Source organism: Streptomyces johnsoniae, assembly GCF_031845565.1.
Lineage (GTDB): Bacteria > Actinomycetota > Actinomycetes > Streptomycetales > Streptomycetaceae > Streptomyces > Streptomyces johnsoniae.
In genome coordinates this window covers 52,832-73,509 of the sequence record NZ_JAVREV010000020.1, presented here as the reverse complement: position 1 = coordinate 73,509, position 20,678 = coordinate 52,832, and the positions used below count along the sequence as shown (strand labels likewise).

Sequence of the window (20,678 nt, the reverse complement as noted above, 5' to 3'; positions counted from 1 at the left end):
TCGTCCAGAAACGCTAATCAGGAACGTTTGGATCGGTGAGGACCCGCCACTTTTCTCTGCCGGCTGGTGATCAGGCTGGCCCGCGCCCAGTTCTAGCAGCCGGGCGGCAGTTCAAGGGCCACCGACGGACGAGGGCTCCCCTCCCGGCACGGGCGGGCGGCCGGTGCCGGGCGGGGGGGTGGGCTACTTCAGGCTGCCGAGGGTGACGCCGGTGCGCCAGTAGCGCTGCATGGCGATCATGAAGAGGGCCAGCGGGATGATGGACAGCAGCGCCCCGGTGAGCACGAGCGCGGTGAGGTCGGTCCCGGCCTCGTCGCGCTTGGCGTTCCAGTAGTAGAGCCCCAGGCTGAGCGTCCACTTGTCCTCGCCGCGCAGCATGGTCAGTGGCAGGAAGAACTGGTTCCAGTTGCTGACGAAGGACAGCAGGAAGACCGTCGCGCTGCCGGTGGTCATCATCCTGGCGACGATCTGGAAGAAGATCCGCACCTCGCCCGCGCCGTCGATCCGTGCGGCCTCGATGATCTCCTCGGGGATGGCGCCGTCCACGTAGACCTTGGCGAGGTAGACGGAGAACGGACTGATGAACGTCGGGATGAGGACCGCCCAGACGGAGTCGACGAGGCCGACCTCGGCGAAGAGGAGATAGAGCGGCAGGGTCAGCATGGCGCCGGGAATGAGGAACGAGCCGATGACCGCGGCCATCGCGGCCTGCCGCCCGGGCCAGCTGAAGCGGGACAGTGAGTATCCGGCGGCGACCGAGATCAGGGTGCACACAGCGGCGCCGACTCCGGCGTAGAGCAGGGAATTTCCCATCCAGCGCACGAAGATGCCGTCGTTGTAGGTGAATACCTGATCAAGGTTGTCCAAGAAGTTGAACTCGGCGAACCACAGGCCGTTGGAGTACAGCAGGTCCCGTTGATCCTTGGTGACCGACACGATCAGCCACCACACGGGGGCGACGGAGTACAGCGTCAGCAGGGCGAGGGCCACCAGGACCAGCACGCGGGACGAGGCCGGGCGGCGGCCGCCCGGCGGGCGTTCGTCCCGGTCCTCCGCGGCGCGGCGCTGCGCCCGCCGGCGCCTGCGGTCACGGAACACGGTGGTGGTCGCGTCCTGTTCGGTGAGGGTCATGGCTGCGGCCTGTTCGTGAGCTTGTAGAAGGCGAAGGAGACGGCGCCGACGAGCATCGCGAGGATGATCGACAGGGCGGCGGCATAGCCGTAGTCGTTGCTGTCGAACGCCTGGAAGTAGATGAACATGATCGGCGTGTAGCTCTTTGTCACCGTTTCCGGTGCCACCTGACGGAACAGCAGCGGCTCATTGAAGATCTGAAGCATTCCGATGATCGACAGCATGCTGGTCAGCACCAGTGCGCCCCGCACGTACGGCACCTTGATCGACATGGCGATCCTGAACTCCGAGGCGCCGTCGACCCGGGCCGCGTCGAAGATCTCCCGCGGCACCGCCCGCAGGGCCCCGTAGATGATCAGCATGTTGAAGCCGACGCCGTTCCAGGTGAGCAGATTGCCCATCGACACCCACAGCATCTCCGAGGCGAAGAAGTTGCTGCTGATGCCGAGCCCGTCGAGGATGTCCGTGATCGGTCCCAGCCGTGGGCTGTAGAGGTACATCCACATGAGCGTGCCGACGATGCCCGGGATCATGTAGGGCACCAGGAACGCCAGCCGGTACCGGTGGGCGGTGCGCGTGGCGACGGTGTCGAGCAGCAGCGCCATCGTCAGGGCGAGCAGCAGCATGACCGGGATCTGGATGCTCGCGAACGTCAGGACCCGGCCGATGGACAGCCAGAAGGCGCCGTCCTCGAAGCCGCGGGAGAAGTTGTCGAAGCCGACGAACACCCGTTCCCGGCCGCCGATTCCGAGGCCGGAACTCCGTTCGGAGAACAGACTCTCGTACAGGGCGTACCCCACCGGGACGACGAACACGAACAGGAAACCGAGGAGGAAGGGGGCGGCGAAGCCCGCGCCCTTGACCGCGCGCAGTGTCCGCCAGCGTGGCGATCGGCGATGAGCGGATGCGTCCGGTCTGGTACCAGCCGACGCCGACTTGGTGACGGTAATCGTCATGGGAGGTGCCTCACCTTGTTCGGGAACCGGGTCACTCGACGACGTTGAGGCCCTGCTGTTCCAGATCGCGCACGGTCCACTCCTGCATGTGCGTCAGGACCGACTCGACGGTGATCTCGCCGTTCATCGCCTTCCCCCACTGATCGGCGAGTTCCTCGTACATGGCGGCGGAGTTCGGCCCGTAGACCCAGCCTTCGGCGAATTCGGCCGCCGCCTCTTCGATGACCGGCACGGCCTGCCCGGCGTGCTCGCCGAACAGATCGCGCGGTACGACGGCGTCGAGGTAGGGCCGGGAATCGGTCACGGCCGGGTACCAGCCGGAGCCGTCGACGGGGTCGGCCATCGCGGTGACCGGCTCCTCCTGGGTGGCCAGCCACACGGCCGCCTCGACCGCCGCCTCCTGGTTCTCGCACAGCGAGGGAACCATGTAACCCGCGGTGTCCGCCGCCGAGACCGGTGCGCTCGCGCCGGGGTCCATGAGGTTGGGCGCCGGCTCCCACTGGCCGAGTGACGCGTCCATGTTGCGCTGGTGGCCGGCGAGCTGCCAGGTGGAGACCTGCCGCATGGCGATCCTCCCCTGGTCGTACTGCTGCATCATCGCCGCGTACTCGGCGTAGGAGATGCGCTCGACCAGGTCCTCGTCCAGCAGCGTCTGCATGACGTCCGCGGCCCACAGCGACGCGTCGTTGACGAAGTCGATCTTCCAGGCGTCGCCCTCCACCTGGTACCAGCGCGCCCCGGCCTGCCAGGCGAGGCCCATGAACGTGGAGGGGTCTTCACCGGCCAGGTTGAAGATGTGGATGCCGTCCTCCTTCAGTTCCCGCCCGGCCTCGATCGCCTCCTCCCACGTCGTCGGGTAGTCGAGGCCGCGTTCCTCGAAGGCCGGTGCGTAGAACACCGAGAACAGCGGCTGGCGCTGGATGGGGACCCCGTAGACGGTGTCGGCGATCGTCAGGGCGTCCACGGCGCCTTCGGAGAACGCGTCCGTGTGCGGCTCGACCTGCTCGCCGATGTCGGCGATCACTCCCTGCGCCAGCAGCATGGCGCCGTTGCGGTTGTCGGTCTGCGCCAGACAGGCGGTGCCGGAGGAGTCACCGGCCTCGTGGGCGTTGTTGAGGTTGTTCGGCAGGTCGGCGTTCGGGACGTTGACCCATTCGATCGTGACGTCCTCGTGCGCCGCGTTGAAGGCGGCGACCGCCGTCTCGGTGCCGGCGCGGTCACTCCACAGCTCGATCGTCACCGGACCGGAGCCCGATCCGGAGTCGTCGTCGCCGCCCCCGCCGCACGCCGTGACGCCGACGACGAGACCGAGGGTCACGCCGCCGGTCAGGCAACGCCTCATCGCGCTCTTCATGCTCCTGCTCCCTGAGGTTTCCGATCCGTGGTGCGGGCCGTCGCACGCCGGTCCCCGGCGCCGACGTGACCGTCCGTGGTGCACTTTGAAAGTAAACGTTTTCTCAAGCTGGGTGCCGACCCGCCGTCATCCATCGACGGGGACGGCACATCCCCCGGCGCAGAGAAATCCTTTTCTGCCGTCACGCACCGGGCCCTTGCCCCCGGATCGCGCCGTACCGGCACGCTAGACGCCCCTTTCACAGCGCGTCAATGCTCGTGCCCGAACTTCTCGGGCCAGGGTGGCTGGACGCGCAACACACGCTTACACTCGGCAAGATGGAGATGAACCTTTTCTATTCATCCGGCCGGTGAGCCCGAGCGAAGGCCCCAAGACACTGCGGAACGTGGCCGAACGAGCCGGGGTGTCCGTCGCCACCGTCTCCCGGGTCCTGTCGGGGTCCTACCCGGTGACGCGGCACACGCGTCAGCGCGTGCTGCGCGCGGTCGAGGAGCTGGACTACGTGGCCAACTCGCACGCCCGCGCCCTGCGAGGGCAGGCGACCGAGTCGGTCGCGTTCGTCGTCAACGACGTGCGCGGCCCGTCCTTCGCGCTGGTCGCCCACGGGGTCGAGGAGGAGGCCGCCCGGCGCGGGCGGCTCTGCCTCATCTGCACGACCCAGGGGCACGCGGAACGCGAACTCGCCGTGGTGCGCACCATGCGCGCGCAGCGGGCGGGCGCGGTGATCCTGGTCGGCGGCGTCATGGACGACGAGCGGTACCGGCGGCGGCTCGCGGAGGTCGCCCGCTCCCTGGAGGCGTCCGGTTCGCGGCTCGTGCTGTGCGGCCGGCCGCCGATCGGCGACGGGGTGCCCGCGACGGTCATCGAGTACGACAACGAGGCCGGGGCGCATGCGGCCGTCAGCCACCTCCTGGCCCGCGGGCACCGCAGGATCGCCTTCGTCGGCGCGGACCCGCTCGGCACGACGACGGCGACGGCGCGGCTGGCCGGATACCGCAGGGCGCTGCGCGAGCACGGCGGCGATGAGGACGAACGGCTGGTGATCGAATCGGACTTCGAGCGGGACACGGCCCATGACCGGATCGTCGGGAGCATCCGCGGCGGCCTGGCGTTCACGGCCGTCTTCGCCGTCACCGACAGCGCCGCGGCCGGTGCGCTGACCGCCCTGAACGACTGCGGCCTGCGCGTGCCCGAGGACGTGTCCCTGGTCGGCTACGACGATGTCGCGCCGGCCACCGATCTCCGCCCACGCCTGACGACGGTGCACGTGCCGTACGAGGAGCTGGGCCGCGCGGCCGTGCGGCTGTCGCTGGGGCTTCGGGAGGGCACGATCTCCGCGGCGGACCAGCACCTCGTGCTCGGCACCCACCTGGTGATCCGCGAATCCACCGCGCCCCCGCCGCCCCCCGCGCGCTCCTGAACGGCGGGCGGCAGGGGGCGACGGAGGGCGGGGGGCGGGGCGGGCGTCAGGCGGCGCGTTCCGCCAGTCCGGTCAGGGCCGCCAGTCCGGTCAGGGCCGCCAGCAGGCCGTCGGCGGCGGTGTCGACGGTTTCCTGGCCGCCGTCCGCCGCATCGACCGCCTCCTGCGTGCGGGCGACGGCGGCGTCGAGAGCGGCCAGCGTGTCCTCGGTGTACCGGCCGCGGTCGACCGCGGCGGCGCGGTCGAGGAGCAGCGCGGCCAGGGTGAGGTCGCGTGTCCAGGACCGGAGTTCGACCTCGGCGAGGTTGGCCCGGCCGTCGTGGTCGTCGAAGATCCGGAAGAGCCGGCTGCTCACCCGCTCCGTCAACGCCACGTCGTACCAGCGCGGTTCGCCCACGCCCTGGACGGTGTGGAACGTCTCCCACGTCAGGCCGCCGTCGTTCGAGCTCTGGAGCCGGGTGCCGTTCGCCCGTGTCACCTGACCGGTGCGGGGGTGGAGGCGCACGGCGTCGACGCCGACCGGCCCGCCGTCGCCGAAGTCGACCGTGATCCAGCTGGTGGCCGCCGTGGTGTCGGTGAAGGTGGCGGTGTCGCCGTCGAAGGCGCGCCAGGCGTTGTCCTGCGGGGTGCCCCCGCCGCCCCAGGGCGGCGTGGAGGCGAGCACCATGTCCCTCGTCACCGGCACCGGGCGGAGCAGGGTGTCGCGAAGGACGAGCAGCCCGTAGGCGGCGTAGACGCGGTCGACCAGCGCGGGAACGTCGGCGTCCGGCCGGCTCGCCGCGGCCTCGACCGCGGCCAGCTCCTCGGTGAAGAGGAAGTGGCTGCCTCGGGTGTGGGCGCCCGGATCGACGTCCCCGGCCCGGGCGATGACCTGTTCCAGCGGTTCTGCCTCGGCTGCGACGGGCCGGCGCGAGGTGCGGTGGCCGCCGTCGGCGAGCCGGGCGACGACCTTGTAGTACGCCTGACCGGTGCGCAGGTGGTCGGTGACGGAGGTGGCGGGGCCTTCGGCGACGCGTTCCCAGCCGTGCGGGCGGCGGGCGGGGTCCTGCCGGGCGGTGCGCGCGTCGTCGGTGCGGTAGACCTCGAAGGACACGGCGTCCTTGGGCTTGTTCCACGTGAGGGTGACGCGGTCGGCGTCCCGACGGGCGTGGGGCAGGACCTCGTCCGGGGCGGTGCGGTCCACGTCGACGGCGGTGAACGTGCCGCTCCGGGCCGCGGTGACCCCCGCGTGGACGCTCTGCGCGAAGGGGGTGAACAGCTCTCCGGCGTACTCCCAGGTCAGGCCGTCCGCCGAGGCGAACGCGGTGACCAGGCCGGTTCCGGCGTCGCGTTGCAGGCGCAGCCAGGGGTGGGAGTCGGCGTCCATGCCCTCGGCCAGCAGGCTGAGGGGGCTGCGGACCTCGTCCTGCCAGTCGTGGCGGCTGTCGCGGGAACGGTTGGCCAGCACGAGGTTGCCGTCCTGGTCGGCGCCGAAGTAGACGTAGCGGTCGTGCCGGGTGTCCTGGTCGGCCGAGTCGCGCAGCATGACGCCGGTCGCCGGCCCCGCGTGCCCGTCGAGCCGCGCGGTGACGGTCCCCGAGCCGGTCAGCGGGCGGCTGACGTAGTGCAGCGAGTCGTCGATGTCGCGCGTGTGGAGCATGTAGTCGTCGCCCGCGCCCAGTCCCGAGCCGTTCCCGCCGGTGATGGTGATGCCGTCGCGGGAGACGCGGGCCCGGCCGGCGGTGAGGGAGCCGAGCCGGTCGTCGCGCCAGCCGGTGCCCGCGAGCCGCGGGGAGACCGGGTCGGTCGGGTCCGCCTCGACGGGGTGCGACGCGGCGCCGCGGCCGTGCCGGTTGACCGGGGTCACGGAATAGGAGGAGGAACGGCCGTCCCGCGCGTGCTCGTCCACGAAATCGGTGCCGGTGACGCGGCGGGCGACGGTCTCGAACTCGCCGTCGCCGCGGCTCGCGCGCCGGACGATGTAGTGCTCCGCCCCCGCGGAGGGGTTCCAGCTGAGCGCGGTTCCGCCGTCGCCCGGGACCGCGTGGACGAAGTCGACGTTCGACGGCCGCCGCTCGGTGGCCGGGTCGTCGAGCCTCAGCACGATCGCGGAGCGGGGCGGCACGGCGACGGCGCCGTCGCGCACGCGCAGTTCGGTGCCGGAGACGAGGTCGAGCACGCGCCCGCGGGTGCCCGCGGGCAGCCGCACCTCGTGGCTGGTCTCGTTGCCGTACTCGGGGCGCGTGGTGTTGAACGCGAAGAAGTACTCGCCGTACTGGGCGGTCAGCAGGTCGGGGTAGCCGGAGTAGGCGTGGTCCGCCTCGAAGTTTTCCCGCCGCACCTCGCCGACGCCGGGCTGGCGGACGATCGGCGCGATTTCGCCGGCCAGGGCCTGCGGGGCGTCGGCGCCGCCGGTCTGCTGGTCCTCCATGAAGTCGACATCGATGTTGTCCATCCTGCCGTAGTAGTCCTCGTACGCGAACACGCCCTCGGTCTCGACCTGCACGATCGCGTGGTGATCGCCGTTCAGCACATGCAGCCGGCCGTTCCCCGCGTAGCCGCGCTGGCGTTCGTTGAGCGCGCCGAAGACGCGGGTGTCGCCGTCGCGGAGCGAGACGAACGCGTTGTCGACGTCCACCCAGGCGAACCGCTCGTAGTCGGCCGGGTCCACGCCGAGCGCGGCGAGCTGGTCCTCGGTGTAACGGTCGAAATCCGTCTGCGGCAGCACCACTCGGGCGCGCGTCTCGCCGTCGAACCGCTCGTACGCGGCGCGCCCGCCGGTGACGTACGCGTAGGTCTCGGCCAGCCGCAGATCCTCGCGCCACTTGGCGCCGGTGTTGGTCGCGAAGTTGTTGAAGTACTGGTTGTCGGCGAGCTGTTGCTGCATGAAGCCGACGGCCTCCGCCGCGTACCGCCAGCTGTCCGCCCACTCCTCGCCCGCGTAGTGCCCGGCGTGGTCGGCCATGTGCTGTTCCAGGGAGGCGAAGTGCATCGGGCGGTCCACGCTGGTGTAGGCGAGCTTGCCGGGGAAGCCGGTGTTGCGCTCGTCGACGACCTGGTTCATCCGCATGACGCGGTTGCCGTCCGCGTCGGTGTCGCTGTAGCGGGTGTAGCCGCGGGCGTGGACGTTGCGCAGGGTGATCTCCAGGATCTCGTCGTTCAGCTCCTCGTCGCCCGCGTGCCCCCAGGTGCGGTGGAACCACTCGGGGAAGTAGTTGGTGGACTCGCCGTAGTTGCCGACGTAGCCGTTCTCCCGGGTGAGACCGGCCGCGGTGATCGTGGGGTAGTGCTCGCCGAGCGGGAGGCGGCGCCGGACGCCGCCGTCCTCGTCGAGCGCGCTGCGCGCCAGGCCCTTCATGACGATCTGCCGGTAGTCGTCGGTGTAGCGGGCGGTGCGGTCGTGCCAGAAGAGCGAGTGGAAGAGGTCGAGTTCCTCGCCCTCGGGGCCGACGAGCACCTCCTCGCCGAGGAACGGCGCGATGCCGAGCGACTCCCGCACGATGGCGTGGCTGCGTTCCTTGCCCTCGTAGAACTCGCTGCCGATGACCCGCAGGCCCTCGTGGGCCTCCCAGGCCCCCTCGTAGGTGTACATGACCTGGTTGAAGATGTAGGAGAGCCGCGAGCGGGCGAAGTCGAAGTTGGCCTTGAGGGTGCGCTCCCACGCCTCGCGGCGGGTCAGTTCGCCGCCGTCCCAGTCCTCGGCGGCCAGCGAGGTCTCGCCGGCCTCGGTGCCGGTGTCGAAGGGCTGGTCGAGGAAGGCGTCGAACCGTTCGCGGCCGTAGACCTCCTCGTCCGCGATGAGGTTCTCGACGATGTACAGCGCCTCGCCGAGCGCGCCGTAGTAGCCGCCCCAGTCGGACTGGTGGCCGCCGTTGCCGAGGAGCATGGTGTTGCCGTAGTAGTCGATGACGTGGTTGTCGATGGTCCGGAAGATCCGTTCGAGCGCCGCCGCCTTGTCCTCCGGTGTTTCGGCCGGTGACCAGTCCTGAGTGAGCGCGGTGGCGTAGAACCGCAGATCGTCCTTGTAGCGTTCGATGCTCAACCGGGCGGTGCCCGAGGCGTCGACCGTCTCCGACATGGTGTGGAAGTTGTCGAGCTGGGTCTGCGTGTACCCGTCGATCAGAGCCTGCCGCTCCGCCGCCGGCAGCGCGTCCGCCACCTGCGTGGGCAGGTTCCCGGCCGGCAGTTCCTCGGCCGAGAGGTCCACCCGGGCGTCGGTGTGCGTGTACGCGCGGTAGAAGCCGCGCGAGGGGGCGGTCAGCGGGGTGGAGAAGTCGTTCGCGAAGGACGCGAGGGTGATCCGCACCTCCTCCTCGCCCTGGGTCATGGCCAGCGGCAGCATCACCGTCGCGTGGACGAAACGGTCCGGCACCGGGCGGGCGTGCCCGGGGTTGAGCGCTTCGTAGTCACCCGACCTGCGGTAGCCGAGCTGCTCGCCGTTGACGTACACGATCGACTTCTCCGTGCTGGTGTCCCCGCCCCAGAACTTGACCGTCAGGTAGTTCTGGTCGCGCGGGTCGACCGCCATGGTGAACGTCAGGTCCGCCGCCCGCGGGCCGGGCGGGTCCGGCGGCCGCGCCACCCGTGCCGTCTCCCCCGCCGCCCCCGTCTCCACCGTGGTGCCGGGCGCCACCAGGCCGTGGGCCGCCTCGGACGCCTCGTCGCCGAAGGTCAGGACGTCGACGTTGCCCCCGCCGGAACGCTCGTCGGCCCCCGCGGGGACCGCGGTCAGCAGCCCCGCCACCAGGACCAGCAGCGTCATCACGCCGAGCACCGGCCGGGAGGGCGGGTGCTGCGGTCTCGGGGCGCCTCTTCGCGGCACGTGCATGTCGCTCCTCCGAGCTGATGGATGGCAAACGTTTTCTAGAGGAGGAAGGTACCGGCACGTGCCGACGAGGAAAACCACTTGGACACAGCCAATATGCGACCCGCGTGGGCGGGGAGAGAACGTTGATCGGCGCCTTCCGCTCACGGCCGCGTCCGGCCGGTCGCCCGACCGATCAGGACCGCGCCTCCCCGCTCGCCTCCTCCGCCGGCGGCGGGGCGTCCTGCCGGTCCAGGTGCTCCCGCAGCAGGGACACGCCGTCCGGTACGCAGCGCTCGCAGATCCTGAGGTGGTTGGCGCGGTTGCGGGCCTGGGCGGCGCGCAGCCGGGCGCCGGCCGCCCTGACCTCCGCGGTGCCTTCGCCCGTGGCCGGGACCCGCTTCAGGGCGCGGCGCACCGCTCCGAGGAGGCGCGTCATCTCCCGGTGCTCCCGGTTGAACATTCCGGAGAATCCCGGGCTGACGAACGGCGGTTCCATGGTCGGACGCACCTGTCGCCGGTACAGGTCCGGCGCGTCAGGGCCGAAGTCGGCGGCGTACGTCATCGCGGCGGTCGCGGAGTCGTAGAGCTGGCAGAGCCGGTCCAGGAGACCGGTCAGCCGCGGCCACTCGCAAGCCCTCGCGGCCAGGAGCGCCTCGTCCAGCAGCGAGTTCATCAGGGTGAGATGCAGGTGGAAGATCTGGTGGCCGATCCGCCAGCGCGACAGGGCGGGCCGTTCCGCTGCCGGCTCGGGCGGCCCGGCGGCCGGGTCCTCCCGGCCCGCCGGGCCGCCCGGCGGCGGCCCGGCGGTCCGGGGCGGGTCCGCCGGCCCGCCGGGCCCGGCCAGCGCCGCATTGCCGAGGAGCACCAGGCCCGTGAGCAGATCGGCGCGTTCCCCGTCGGTCAGGCGGGTGCCGGCCAAGTCGGCGAGCAGCGCGGACTGCGCGGTGAGCAGGCTGTGCGTCCAGACGTCCCGGTCCGGACGGGTGCGGCTGATGCGGAAGTACCGCTCGTACTCGGCCTCCTGCGCCGCCCGGGCCCCGGCCCGCTGCCCCGCGCCCGCGGGGGCGCCCGGGAACCGGAGGTCGTCCGGCAGCGGCAGGAACCCCGCCGCGGGCGTTCCGCCGTCCTCCGGCACCGGGCCGGTGCCGGTGCCGGTGCCGCCGTCAGCCATGACCCTTGCCCCCGCTGCCCCCGTCGGCCTCTTCGGCCTCTTCGGCCTCTTCGGCCTCTTCGGCGGCGAGGGCCTCGACCCGCCGGTGCAGCCGGTCCAGCCAGAGCTCGGACTCAGGCTTCATCAGCACGCTGCGCAGCACGGTCGTCCCTGCCGCGTCCCGCACGGCGTCCGGTCTGCGGGCCGCGAACTCCTCGGCGCCGACGCGGGCCGTGCTCAGGAACACGCGGTCACCGGCCGCCCCGTTCACGCCCCTGCGCATCACGCCCTCGCCGGCCGCGGCGATGCGGCTGAGCGAGGGCGGTGTCAGACGCGGATAGTAGGTCACGATGTCGAGCTGGGGCCGCTGGTAGAGGTCCAGGTGGGGCGAGGCGCCGATGAGGTCGGCCCAGCGCAGGGCAGCCCGGCGACCCGCGGCCAGGATCTGCCCGAGCCCGTCCCGGGTGAGCGGGAAGAGCCGCAGGGTGAGCCACAGCGCGGCGGCGCTCGCACCGGAGCGCGAACACTCCAGGCTGATCTCCCCCAGGTGCGGGCGCCGGGAGGTGAAGTACGTGTAGGGCGAGTCGTGGCGGTAGAAGCGCTGCACCTCCGGGTCGCGGAAGAGGACCGCGCCGCAACCGTAGGGTTGGAGGCCGTGCTTGTGGGGGTCGACGACCACCGAGTCGCAGCGCGGCAGCGCCCGCCAGGGCCGGGGATCGACCAACGGGCCCTCGGCGGCCCGGCCTTCCGCGTCCGCGTCCGCGTCCGCAAGCAGCGTGAAGAACCCGCCGTACGCCGCGTCCACGTGGACCCGCACGCCCGCCGGTTCGGTCAGTGCGAGGATGCCGTCCACCGGGTCCACCGCGCCGAGCCCCGTGGTGCCGGCCGTGGCGACGACGGTGCCGACCGTTCCGGTGGCGAGGACGCGTTCCAGCGCGCTGAGGTCCATCCGGCCCCGGCCGTCCGTCGGCACCACATGTGCGGGAACGCCCAGCAGGTGGCACATGCGGGCGTGGGTGTAATGGCTGTCCGAGCTGAACGCGACTCCCTTGCCGGGATGCGTCTCGCGCGCGACGAACAGCGCCTCCAGATTGCCGATCGTGCCGCTGCTGGTGAGATGGCCCAGGTGGTCGCCGTAGCCGAACATCGCCGCGAGCCGCTCGACCACCTCGGCCTCCAGGGCCGAGGTGGCGGGACCGCCGTCCAGGGCGTGATTGTTGGGGTTGACCAGCATCGCGGCCAGGTAGCCCGCCACGGCGACGGGGTGCGGGGGTTTGAGCATCTGGGCCGCGTAGCGGGGGTGGAAGAACGGGTAGCTCCCGCCCAGCCGTTCGGTCAGCTCGGCGAAGGCCGAGGACAGTTCCCCGGCGTCCACGGCGAGCGCCGGATGTGCAGGGCGCGGGCCGAAGCTTGCCGTCCACCTGCGGTGTTCCTCGACGGCCCGTCCGAGCCAGTGTTCCAGGTCCATGGGGGTCCTCCTCGATTGCGCCGGGCGGGGCCTGGCCGGCGGGGTGCGGCGGTCAGCGGCCGCGGCCGGCGTTCAGGACGAGGCCGAGCGTCTCGTCGATGTCGGCCCGCGTGCTGGCGGGGTTGATGGTGCACAGCCGCAGCACGCGCGCCCCGTTCACCTCGGTGGTCAGGACCATGGCGCGCCCTGTGCGGCACACCGCGGCGCTGATCCGTTCCTGGTCGTGGGCGCCGTCGGCGGGGGAACGTCCGCCCCGGTAGCGGAACGTCAGGATGCCCAGGCTCGGCGGCGTCACCAGTTCCAGATCGCGCTCGGCCTCGATCCGGGCGCCGGCGTACTCGGCGAGGTCGAGGCCGTGATCCACGGCGCGCCGGAAGGCGGCGGCTCCGAAGGTGCTCAGCGAGAGCCACAGCTTGAACGCCCGCAGGCCGCGCGACTGCTGGGGCCCGTAGTCGTCGAGGTTGATCTGCTCGCCCGTGGCCCGGGCCGGCGACAGGTAGCCGGAGTCCAGCCGGTGCCGGCCCATCCGGAACGTGGCCTTCAGGAGGGCGGGGTCGCGGACCAGGAGGCAGCCCGCCTCGTAGGGCTGGAACAGCCATTTGTGCGGGTCGATCGTGAGGGAGTCGGCCGTTTCGAGGCCCCGGCAGGCGCTCCGGCCGCGCGCCGTCAGCGCGGCAGCCGCGCCGTGCGCCCCGTCGGCGTGCAGCCAGAGCCGGAACTCCCGGCAGACGACGGCGAGTTCCGGGAGCGGGTCCACCGCCCCCGTGCCCGTCGTGCCGACCGTCGCCACCACGGCGAACGGCCGCAGCGCGGCTGCCAGATCCGCGGTCGCCCGGGCCCGCACCGCCCGGGGGTCCAGGCCCCCGCCGGGCCCCGGGGTGAGCGCGACCACCTGGTCGCGCCGAAGCCCGATGATATGGGCCGCGCGCGCGATCGACGGATGGGCCTGGGAGGAGCAGTACAGCCGGGCCCGCGCGAGGTCCCCGCCGAGCCGGTGGTCACGGGCGGCCGTCAGCGCGGTCAGGTTGGCCACGGAGCCGCCGCTGACGAACAGCCCGCCGTGGGTCGGCGGCAGGCCGAGCAGCTCGACGAGCCAGGCCAGCGTGGTCAGTTCGATCCGCGTCGGACCGGCACCCACCAGCCAGGCGCCTGGCACGCTGAGGAACGCCGAGGCCAGCGCGTCGGCCAGCACGGCGGGGAAGTTGCCGGTCGTCGGTACGAACGCGAAGCAGCGCGGGTGGTCGAAGCGCACCCCGGTCGGCAGCACCTCCCTGGCCGCCCACTCCAGCAGTCCGGTCAGGTCCCCGGGCTCCTCTGGCAGCGGACGGTCGGCCAGAGCGGCCAGCTCGGCCGAGGTCGCCACGGCATGCGGCCGGCCGTCCGCGACCCCCCGCAGCCGTTCGACCACGAGGTCGACCGCCCGCTGCCCCGCGCGCCGCATCTCTTCGGGGGACAGGGCCAACTCCCCAGGCCGATAGGGCAGGTGGGCCTCCGCCTCCGGCCCGCGGCTCCCCGGGCCTGGGGTCATGCCGCCACGCCCAGGGCGCGCAGCGCGGCGTCCCGCCACGTCCGCGCTCGCGTGCCGAGCGGCGGGCGTGGCGCCGTCCCGCACTGGGGACGGCCGAACTGCATCAGCAGCAGCTCGTCCCCGGTTCCGGCCTTGCCCGGCGCGGCGTGCGGCCACCACAGTGCCTCGTCCGGGCGGAGCGCGGCCGGCGGTCGCGGGCCGTCCGGGTCCGGGCCGTGCGCGACGCCGTCGGCATCGAGCCGGTAGCGGCCCGCGGCTGGCGGGGCGGTGATCTCCAGCGGGCCGGCCGCGTGGAGCACGAGCTGGCTCGGCCGCGGCACCGGCGCCCGGCTGAGGCGGCCGGGTGGCAGCGCGGGGAGCAGGCAGGCGAGGATGTGCAGGCCGAGGGAGGGCAGAAGGCCCGCCGCGTGCTCGGCCGCCTGGACCAGTGCGGATACCGTCTGGAAGCGGGGATTGACCTCCACCGCCAGCACGTCGCCCCCGTCCTCCAGCAGGTCGAGCCCGAAGACGCCGCGGTAGCCGCGTGCGCGCAGGACCTCGCCGACGGAATGCGCGGTCCGCCGGACGCGTTCGTACACGCCCTCGGGCAGATCGGCGGGCCCCACCAGCTGGTTGCCGCAGTGCGTCCCCCAGTGCGGCGTCAGTTCGGGCAGGCCCACGAGCTGGTGCGAGACGGCAGCCACCACCGTGCGGTCGCCGCCCACGCACGCGCTCACGGTGAGGGAGAGCCCGGGGACCAGCCTGCTGAGTTTGAGCACCCGGCCCGGCCAGGCGCGCAGCGCCGCCGCCAGCTCACCGGCGCCGCCCACGGGCACGGTGCCGCGGCCGAGCAGGTTGTTCTCCCGGCGCTGGAGCACCGCCGCGGGCCACTCCGGCCGCCAGTAGGCCGCGGCGCGGCGGCGTTCCCGTGCGGGAATGACGACGTGCTCGGGCACCGCGACTCCCGCAGCACGGAACAGCTCCAGCGCGTCGATCTTGTCCGCGGCCCTGGCCGTCACCACCGCGTCGGCCGCCAGGAGCCGGTGCCCGGACGCCTCGGCCCATGCCGTGGCGTGGTCGCCGTGTTCGGGCGCGAAGGCCACGGCGACACGGCGGGTCCCCGGCGGCGCCGCGGACCCGGCGGGGCGGGGCGACGGCGCGGAACGCAGCAGCGGGGACACCGCTTCGTGCCGCAGCCACGGCGCCGGATAGCCGAACGACGCGGGCAGGAAGCCCGAACGGTCGAGCCAGACGACCCGGTCGACCAGCCCGGCGAGCAGCATCAGCCCGTCCCGGGCCTCCACGCCCTCCATCACGGTGCCGCTCCTCCCATAAGTGTGGTGATCCCACACAGACACGAAGGTAGGCACCGCCTGCCGCCCGAGGGCACCGTTCCCTTCTCAAACCCCCGGAACCAGCGGTTTGGTGAACATGCTTTCGCCGGGACGTCCGCCGTGCCCGTGCGCACGGGCACGGGCACGGCGGGCCGGATGCGCACCGGCTCACTTCAGCACGTAGGTGAGTGTGCCGAAGCCGAGTTCGTCGAAGCCGCCGCTGGTGGTCCCGTAGTCACCACCGCCGCCCTCCGGGCTGTTGGCACGGGCGATCTCCGCGACGTTCGGCGTGTTCAGGCCCTGCCGCCCCCAGTAGTGGTGGTAGATCCGCTCCCACACCGGCCGCACCTGGCCGCGCCCCGCGGCGGAGACGGCGGTGTGCTCGCGGTAGGCGCAGTTCTGGCCCGTGCCCCAGCCGTACGTGGTGAACGGCACGTCGTGGCCCAGGTTGTAGCGGGCGACGTACTCGCACGCCTTCAGGAAGCGGTTGTCGTCCGTTCCGTAGAGGTCGACGCCCTGGTTCCACGCCATTTCGCAGATCGAACCCATCAGGCCGATGCCCATGAGGCTGTGCCCCTGGTCCCGGCCGCTCTCCTGCCACTGGGCGAGGTCGCCGTGCAGGAACGGGACGGCGTGCGGGAGGGAGCCGTTGCCCTCGCCGTTGTGGAAGTAGTCGACGGCGCGGTCGAACATGGCCTGGTCGTCGTTGAGGATGCCGATGGCCATGATGGCGGCCATGTTGCACAGGTCCCAGTTGGCCCAGTAGTTCGTGATGCACGCGTCGTTGTGGTTGACCAGGAAGTTGTCGCACAGCGGGTAGAAGACATCGGTCATCATGCGCTGGAAGCGGCCCAGGTCGAAGCCGGAGTAACCGCGCATGATCTCCGCGGCGTTGGCGAACTGGTAACCGTAGATACCGGAGGCCAGGAACCGGTCGGCGTTGCCGGTCACCGTCGTCAGCGTGCCCGACCAGGCGTTGAGGATGTCGCGCGCCTTGTCGCCGTGCGCCGTGTCGCCGGTGACCTTCCAGCGGAGCGCGTTCTGGTACGCGGCGTGGATGTCGTTGTAGAGCTGCGGGTAGTTCTGGCCGTCGCCGCCGCGGATGATCGTCGCCGTGGGCCTGGGCGTCCAGCTCGCGGCGGAGTGGCCGTTGGCCGTGAGCCGGTTCCACCCGGCCAGCCACGGCTGGGTACCGGCCGCGACCCGGTCGGCCATCCGGTCGAAGTCGGACTGCCGGTGCAGCATCCCGGGGTGGGTGAACGCCAGCGGGCGGACGGAGTCCGCGCGGGGCGCGGGCGCCCCGGCCCCCGCGGCGGCCCGGGCGGTCGCGGTCAGGGCGACCGCCCCCGCGCCGAGAACGGAAGCCTTGAGCAGGCGACGGCGGCTCGTCGTCGGACCGGGCTGCAATCGATTGTCCCGCATGACTGCGCAACCTCCTGTGTGGGGTGAGGAAGACGCTCGTCATCATCGCGCAGGTGAACAGAAATCGTTCTCTTACGTCGCCACAGAAAATTTTCGATGCCCCGCGGAAACCAGTGGCGGCGGGCGGGCGGGGGCTGGTTGGGTCACCGGCATGAGCGGACTCAACGACCCGTCGTTCTTCGACCGTTACGCACACGAGTACGACGAGGGGAATGCCCCCGACCCAGCGCCCGCCGTCGACTTCCTCGCCGGCCTCGTGCCCGCGGGCGGGCGGGCACTCGAACTGGCCGTGGGCACCGGCCGGGTGGCCCTGCCGCTCGCCGCGCGGGGCGTCGCCGTCGAGGGCGTCGAGGGATCGGCGGCCATGGCCGAACGGATGCGGGCGAAGCCGGGCGGCGCGGCGGTCCCGACCGTCATCGGGGACATGGCGGACGTGCCGGTGACCGGGCCGTTCGCCCTGGCGTACCTGGTGTTCAACACCCTCTTCAACCTGCCGGACCAGGCCCGGCAGGTCGACTGCTTCCGCAACGTCGCCGAAGTACTCCAGCCGGGCGGCGTGTTCGTGATCGAGTGCTTCGTCCAGGACGTGACCGAGTTCGACCGCGGCCAGCGCGTCGCGACCCGCGCCCTGTCCGAGGACGCGGTGCACATGGAGTTCCTGCTGCACGACCCGGTCGAGCAGGCGGTCACCTACCAGCGGGTGGCCTTCGACGCGCAGGGCACCACGCTGCGGCCGCTGCGGCTGAGGTACTGCTGGCCGAGTGAGCTCGACCTGATGGCGGAGGTGGCCGGGATGCGCCTGCGGCAGCGGTACGGGGACTGGGACCGCAGCCCGTTCACGGCCGCGAGCCGCAAGCACGTCTCGGTCTACGAGCGGGTCTGACGGCGCCGGGGGCGAACGTGCGGCAGGCCGGCCATGCGAAAGTTTTCGCCGTATTTCGGGGGGCCGGGGCGCCGCACCGGGGACGAGGACACCGGAATAGTGCACGCGAGGCCCCTCATCACCCACACAACTCGGGCTTAATATCGGCACGCATGCCGGGTCGAGCGGAATTCCTCCGCAGGCATTGCACATGTCGCACATGCTCCACACCCCCCATTCCTCGCACCACCTGCCGCGAATCGGAGAGATCATGCGCAGGACGAGCGCAAGGTTCACATTGGCCGGTATTGTCGCTTTCGCAACGGCGGTAAGCCTTACCGTCGGTGCGGCCGGCTCTGGCACGGCGGCGGAAACGTCCGACCAGCACACCCTGGCGGTCGGCTCCCCCACCGGCTTCGGCGCCGCCACCACGGGCGGCGCCGGCGGTACCACGATCAACGTGTACAACGCCTCGGAGTTCACCTCCGCGGTCCAGCGGTCCGGTGCCAAAGAGGTGCGTGTCAACGGAACGATCAACCTCAGCGACATGGTCAAGGTGTCCGCCAACACCACGATCCTCGGGGTCGGTTCCTCCGCGCGCATCAACGGGAGCGGAATCAACATCTCCCGTGTCAACAATGTGATCGTGCAGAACCTCACGTTCAGCAATTCGGACGATGACGGGATCAACGTCGAGTACGCGACGAACGTGTGGATCGACCACAACAGCTTCACCAACCCGAACGACGGCGCACTGGACATCAAGCGGGCCTCGGACCGGATCACCGTGTCGTGGAACCGCTCGTACGACGTCGACAAGAACATGCTGCTCGGCCACTCGGACAGCAATAGTTCGGAGGACTCCGGGAAGCTCCGGGTCACGTACCACCACAACTGGTTCGACGGGACCAACCAGCGCAATCCCCGGGTGAGGTTCGGCAACCCGGTGCACGTGTACAACAACTATTTCGACAGCGTCGGAAGTTACGGCGTCGCCTCCACGGAGAACGCGGGCGTCCTGGTCGAGGGCAACTACTTCGAGAACACCGACGACCCGTTCCACCTCGGTGAGGGCTCCTCCGACGAGGGTTCGCTGGTGGCCAGGAACAACCACTTCGTGAACTCCGGCTCCGGCGAGACCGGCGGCTCGGTCGCCTCGATCCCGTACGGGTACTCGCTGGACAGCGCCAGCGGCGTCAAGTCCAGCGTCACCGCACGCGCCGGGGCCGGCAGGATCTGACCGCCCGCTCCGCGCCCGCGGACGGCCGTTCCGTATCGCGATCGGCGATACGGCACGGCCGTATGCGCAGGCCCGGGTGAAGACCGCCACGGTGCGGACCGGACCCGGACCTCGAAGACCCCCTCGGCCTGCGGTCGTTCACGCGCCTGCGGGCCGGGGCGGCGAAAGGAGTCCGGCCTGCTGGGCAAGCAGTCCGGCCCGCGTTCTGTTCGCACAGTCCAGTTTGACCAGGATGCGCGAGACGTGGCCCTTGACCGTCGCCTCGGTGAGGTGCAGCCGACGGGCGATCTCGGCGTTGGACAGCCCGTGCCCCAAGCAGGCCAGGACCTCGCGCTCCCTTCCCGTCAGGGTCCCGACCAGCGCGGACGTGCTGTCGCGGCCCGCTTGGCGGCCGACCGCGGCGTCGAGCAGCCGCCGGGTCGCGGCCGGTGAGAGCACGGTATGCCCGTCCGCCGCGACCCGGATCAGTCCGATGAGGTCCTCCGGCGGCGTTGTCTTCAGCAGGAACCCGGCCGCTCCCGCACGCAGCGCCTCCAGCACGTGGAGGTCGGTGTCGAAGGTGGTGAGGGCGACGACGACCGGTGGTTTGCTGAGCGCGCTGATGTGGGCGATGGCCGTGAGGCCGTCGACGCCGGGCATCCGCAGGTCCATCAGCACGACGTCCGGCCGGTACCTGGTGACGGCTTCGAGCGCTTCCGCGCCGTCGTACGCCTCGGCAGCGATCTCCATGCCGTCGGCCGTCCCGAGGATCGTCCGCAGATGTGCGCACACCAGGGGGTCGTCGTCGACCAGGAGAACGCGGATCACCGGCCCTCACCCGTCGCGCGGACGAACGAGGGCAGCCAGGCGTCGACCCGGAACCCGCCATCGGCGCACGGCTCGGCCCGCAGCGTGCCGTTGATCAACTCGATGCGCCGCCGCAGGCCCAGCAGCCCGGCGCCGCCGCCGGCGGACGTCAACGCGGCGTCGCCCGTCCCGGTCGGCGCCGTGTTGTGAATGCTGACCTCCACTTCGGCGGGAAGATATCGCACCTCAAGACGGACCCGCGAACCGGGCGCGTGCTTGGTCACGTTGGTCAACGCCTCCTGGACGACGCGATACACCGTGCGGCCGACCGCGGGGGACACCAGGGCCGGGTCCCCCACCGTGCGGGTCTCCACGGGAATGCCGACCGACTCCGACGACTCGACCAGCACGGACAGATCGGGGAGGGGCTCGCGGTCGGCGTGCGCCGAGGTCTGCGCGGGGCCGTCCGCGCTGAGCAGCCCGACGAGGTCCCGCAGCTCCGCCAGTGCCTGGCAGCCGGTGGCGCGCAGCTCCCCCGCCGCCCGCCGGGCCGACTCGTCCGCCGTGGTCAGGTGCAAAGCCCCGGCCTGGAGAACCATCACGCTCACCCGGTGGCTCACGATGTCGTGCACCTCGGCGGCCAGCCGCTGCCGTTCCCTGATCCGGGCCCGCTCGGCGCTCAGCTGGTGCTCGCGTTCCCGGCGTTCTGCCCGGGCCCGGAGGTACCGGCCGAGCACCGCGGGCCCGCCGACCAGCGTCAGGACCGGGCCGATGACGATGCTGACGCGTGCGGCGGGCGGCACGCCCAGACAAGCGATGCCGACGACGACGGCCAGCGGCAGCAGGTCCGACCGACGACCGCGGCCGAAGACCGCCACGCTGTACGCGGCGAACGGGGCCGCCGCCGGGAGCAAGGTGCTGTCCGCCTCCGACTGGGTCCCCGGCTCGGCGCCCGGCCACATCCACACGGCTGCGACCAGCATGGCGGCGAGTCCCGCGATGAACCAGGCGACCGGGACGGGCGCCCGCCGGCGAAACCACAGCGACAGCGCGCCCGTCAGCAGCAGGCCGCCGACGATCGCGTCGTACGGCGCGCGGAAGGCCGGGATCTGGGTCGCCATGTTCACCGAGGTGAGCAGGCCGGCGAGGGCCACCACCCCCACATCGACGATCCGCGCGCGCCCCATGAGGGAGACGGTACCCAGCCGCGTCCGGCCGGCGGCCCGGCCGCCGGTGAATCCCCTACCAAAGTCGGGTGTCCC

At 71.8% G+C, this 20,678-nt stretch carries 14 protein-coding genes; 3 read left to right on the top strand and 11 right to left on the bottom strand.

Annotation, left to right across the window (positions count from 1 at the left end; translation table 11 throughout):
- Positions 1-183: 183 nt before the first annotated feature.
- The 3 genes from RM779_RS28610 to RM779_RS28600 are packed head-to-tail and all read right to left on the bottom strand — an operon-like array spanning position 184 to position 3,441.
- On the bottom strand, positions 184-1,131 hold the full coding sequence (locus RM779_RS28610) for a carbohydrate ABC transporter permease (RefSeq protein WP_311620679.1): 948 nt from the start codon (positions 1,129-1,131) through the stop codon (positions 184-186).
- Positions 1,128-2,087 carry a carbohydrate ABC transporter permease gene (locus RM779_RS28605; protein WP_311620678.1) on the bottom strand — a complete coding sequence of 320 codons (960 nt, stop codon included), beginning with the start codon at positions 2,085-2,087 and terminating at the stop codon, positions 1,128-1,130. The genes RM779_RS28610 and RM779_RS28605 overlap by 4 nt, the downstream gene beginning before the upstream one ends.
- A 31-nt stretch (positions 2,088-2,118) precedes the next feature.
- A complete protein-coding gene (locus RM779_RS28600) occupies positions 2,119-3,441 on the bottom strand; it encodes an ABC transporter substrate-binding protein (RefSeq protein WP_311620677.1) in 1,323 nt (440 codons plus the stop codon).
- Positions 3,442-3,826: 385 nt separating this feature from the next.
- Between RM779_RS28600 and RM779_RS28595 the strand changes: the two genes are divergently transcribed.
- Positions 3,827-4,861, top strand: coding sequence for a LacI family DNA-binding transcriptional regulator (locus tag RM779_RS28595; RefSeq protein ID WP_311620676.1), 1,035 nt, complete (start codon positions 3,827-3,829; stop codon positions 4,859-4,861).
- A 46-nt stretch (positions 4,862-4,907) separates the two neighbouring features.
- Here the strand turns inward: RM779_RS28595 and RM779_RS28590 are convergent, their stop codons facing one another.
- From RM779_RS28590 to RM779_RS28565, 6 genes are all read right to left on the bottom strand, one after another.
- Entirely contained in the window at positions 4,908-9,662 is a 4,755-nt protein-coding gene (locus tag RM779_RS28590; protein ID WP_311620675.1) for a discoidin domain-containing protein, read from the bottom strand.
- Between the two features lie 178 nt (positions 9,663-9,840).
- Positions 9,841-10,818, bottom strand: coding sequence for a hypothetical protein (locus tag RM779_RS28585; protein ID WP_311620674.1), 978 nt, complete (start codon positions 10,816-10,818; stop codon positions 9,841-9,843).
- Entirely contained in the window at positions 10,811-12,265 is a 1,455-nt protein-coding gene (locus RM779_RS28580; RefSeq protein ID WP_311620673.1) for a pyridoxal phosphate-dependent decarboxylase family protein, read from the bottom strand. The genes RM779_RS28585 and RM779_RS28580 overlap by 8 nt, the downstream gene beginning before the upstream one ends.
- Before the next feature lie 52 nt (positions 12,266-12,317).
- Positions 12,318-13,793 (bottom strand): pyridoxal phosphate-dependent decarboxylase family protein, encoded by a 1,476-nt coding sequence (locus RM779_RS28575; protein ID WP_311620672.1) that lies wholly within the window; start codon positions 13,791-13,793, stop codon positions 12,318-12,320.
- A complete protein-coding gene (locus RM779_RS28570; RefSeq protein WP_311620752.1) occupies positions 13,790-15,085 on the bottom strand; it encodes an ATP-grasp domain-containing protein in 1,296 nt (431 codons plus the stop codon). The genes RM779_RS28575 and RM779_RS28570 overlap by 4 nt, the downstream gene beginning before the upstream one ends.
- Positions 15,086-15,274: 189 nt before the next feature.
- Positions 15,275-16,528, bottom strand: a complete 1,254-nt coding sequence (locus tag RM779_RS28565; RefSeq protein ID WP_311620671.1) for an alginate lyase family protein — start codon at positions 16,526-16,528, stop codon at positions 15,275-15,277.
- Between the two features lie 151 nt (positions 16,529-16,679).
- Here RM779_RS28565 and RM779_RS28560 point away from each other — a divergent pair, with 151 nt between their 5' ends.
- Entirely contained in the window at positions 16,680-17,411 is a 732-nt protein-coding gene (locus RM779_RS28560) for a class I SAM-dependent methyltransferase (protein WP_311620670.1), read from the top strand.
- Between the two features lie 277 nt (positions 17,412-17,688).
- Positions 17,689-18,630, top strand: a complete 942-nt coding sequence (locus RM779_RS28555; RefSeq protein WP_311620669.1) for a pectate lyase family protein — start codon at positions 17,689-17,691, stop codon at positions 18,628-18,630.
- Between the two features lie 138 nt (positions 18,631-18,768).
- Here the strand turns inward: RM779_RS28555 and RM779_RS28550 are convergent, their stop codons facing one another.
- Positions 18,769-19,437 (bottom strand): response regulator transcription factor, encoded by a 669-nt coding sequence (locus tag RM779_RS28550; protein WP_311620668.1) that lies wholly within the window; start codon positions 19,435-19,437, stop codon positions 18,769-18,771.
- Positions 19,434-20,603, bottom strand: coding sequence for a sensor histidine kinase (locus tag RM779_RS28545; protein WP_311620667.1), 1,170 nt, complete (start codon positions 20,601-20,603; stop codon positions 19,434-19,436). The genes RM779_RS28550 and RM779_RS28545 overlap by 4 nt, the downstream gene beginning before the upstream one ends.
- Positions 20,604-20,678 lie beyond the last annotated feature (75 nt).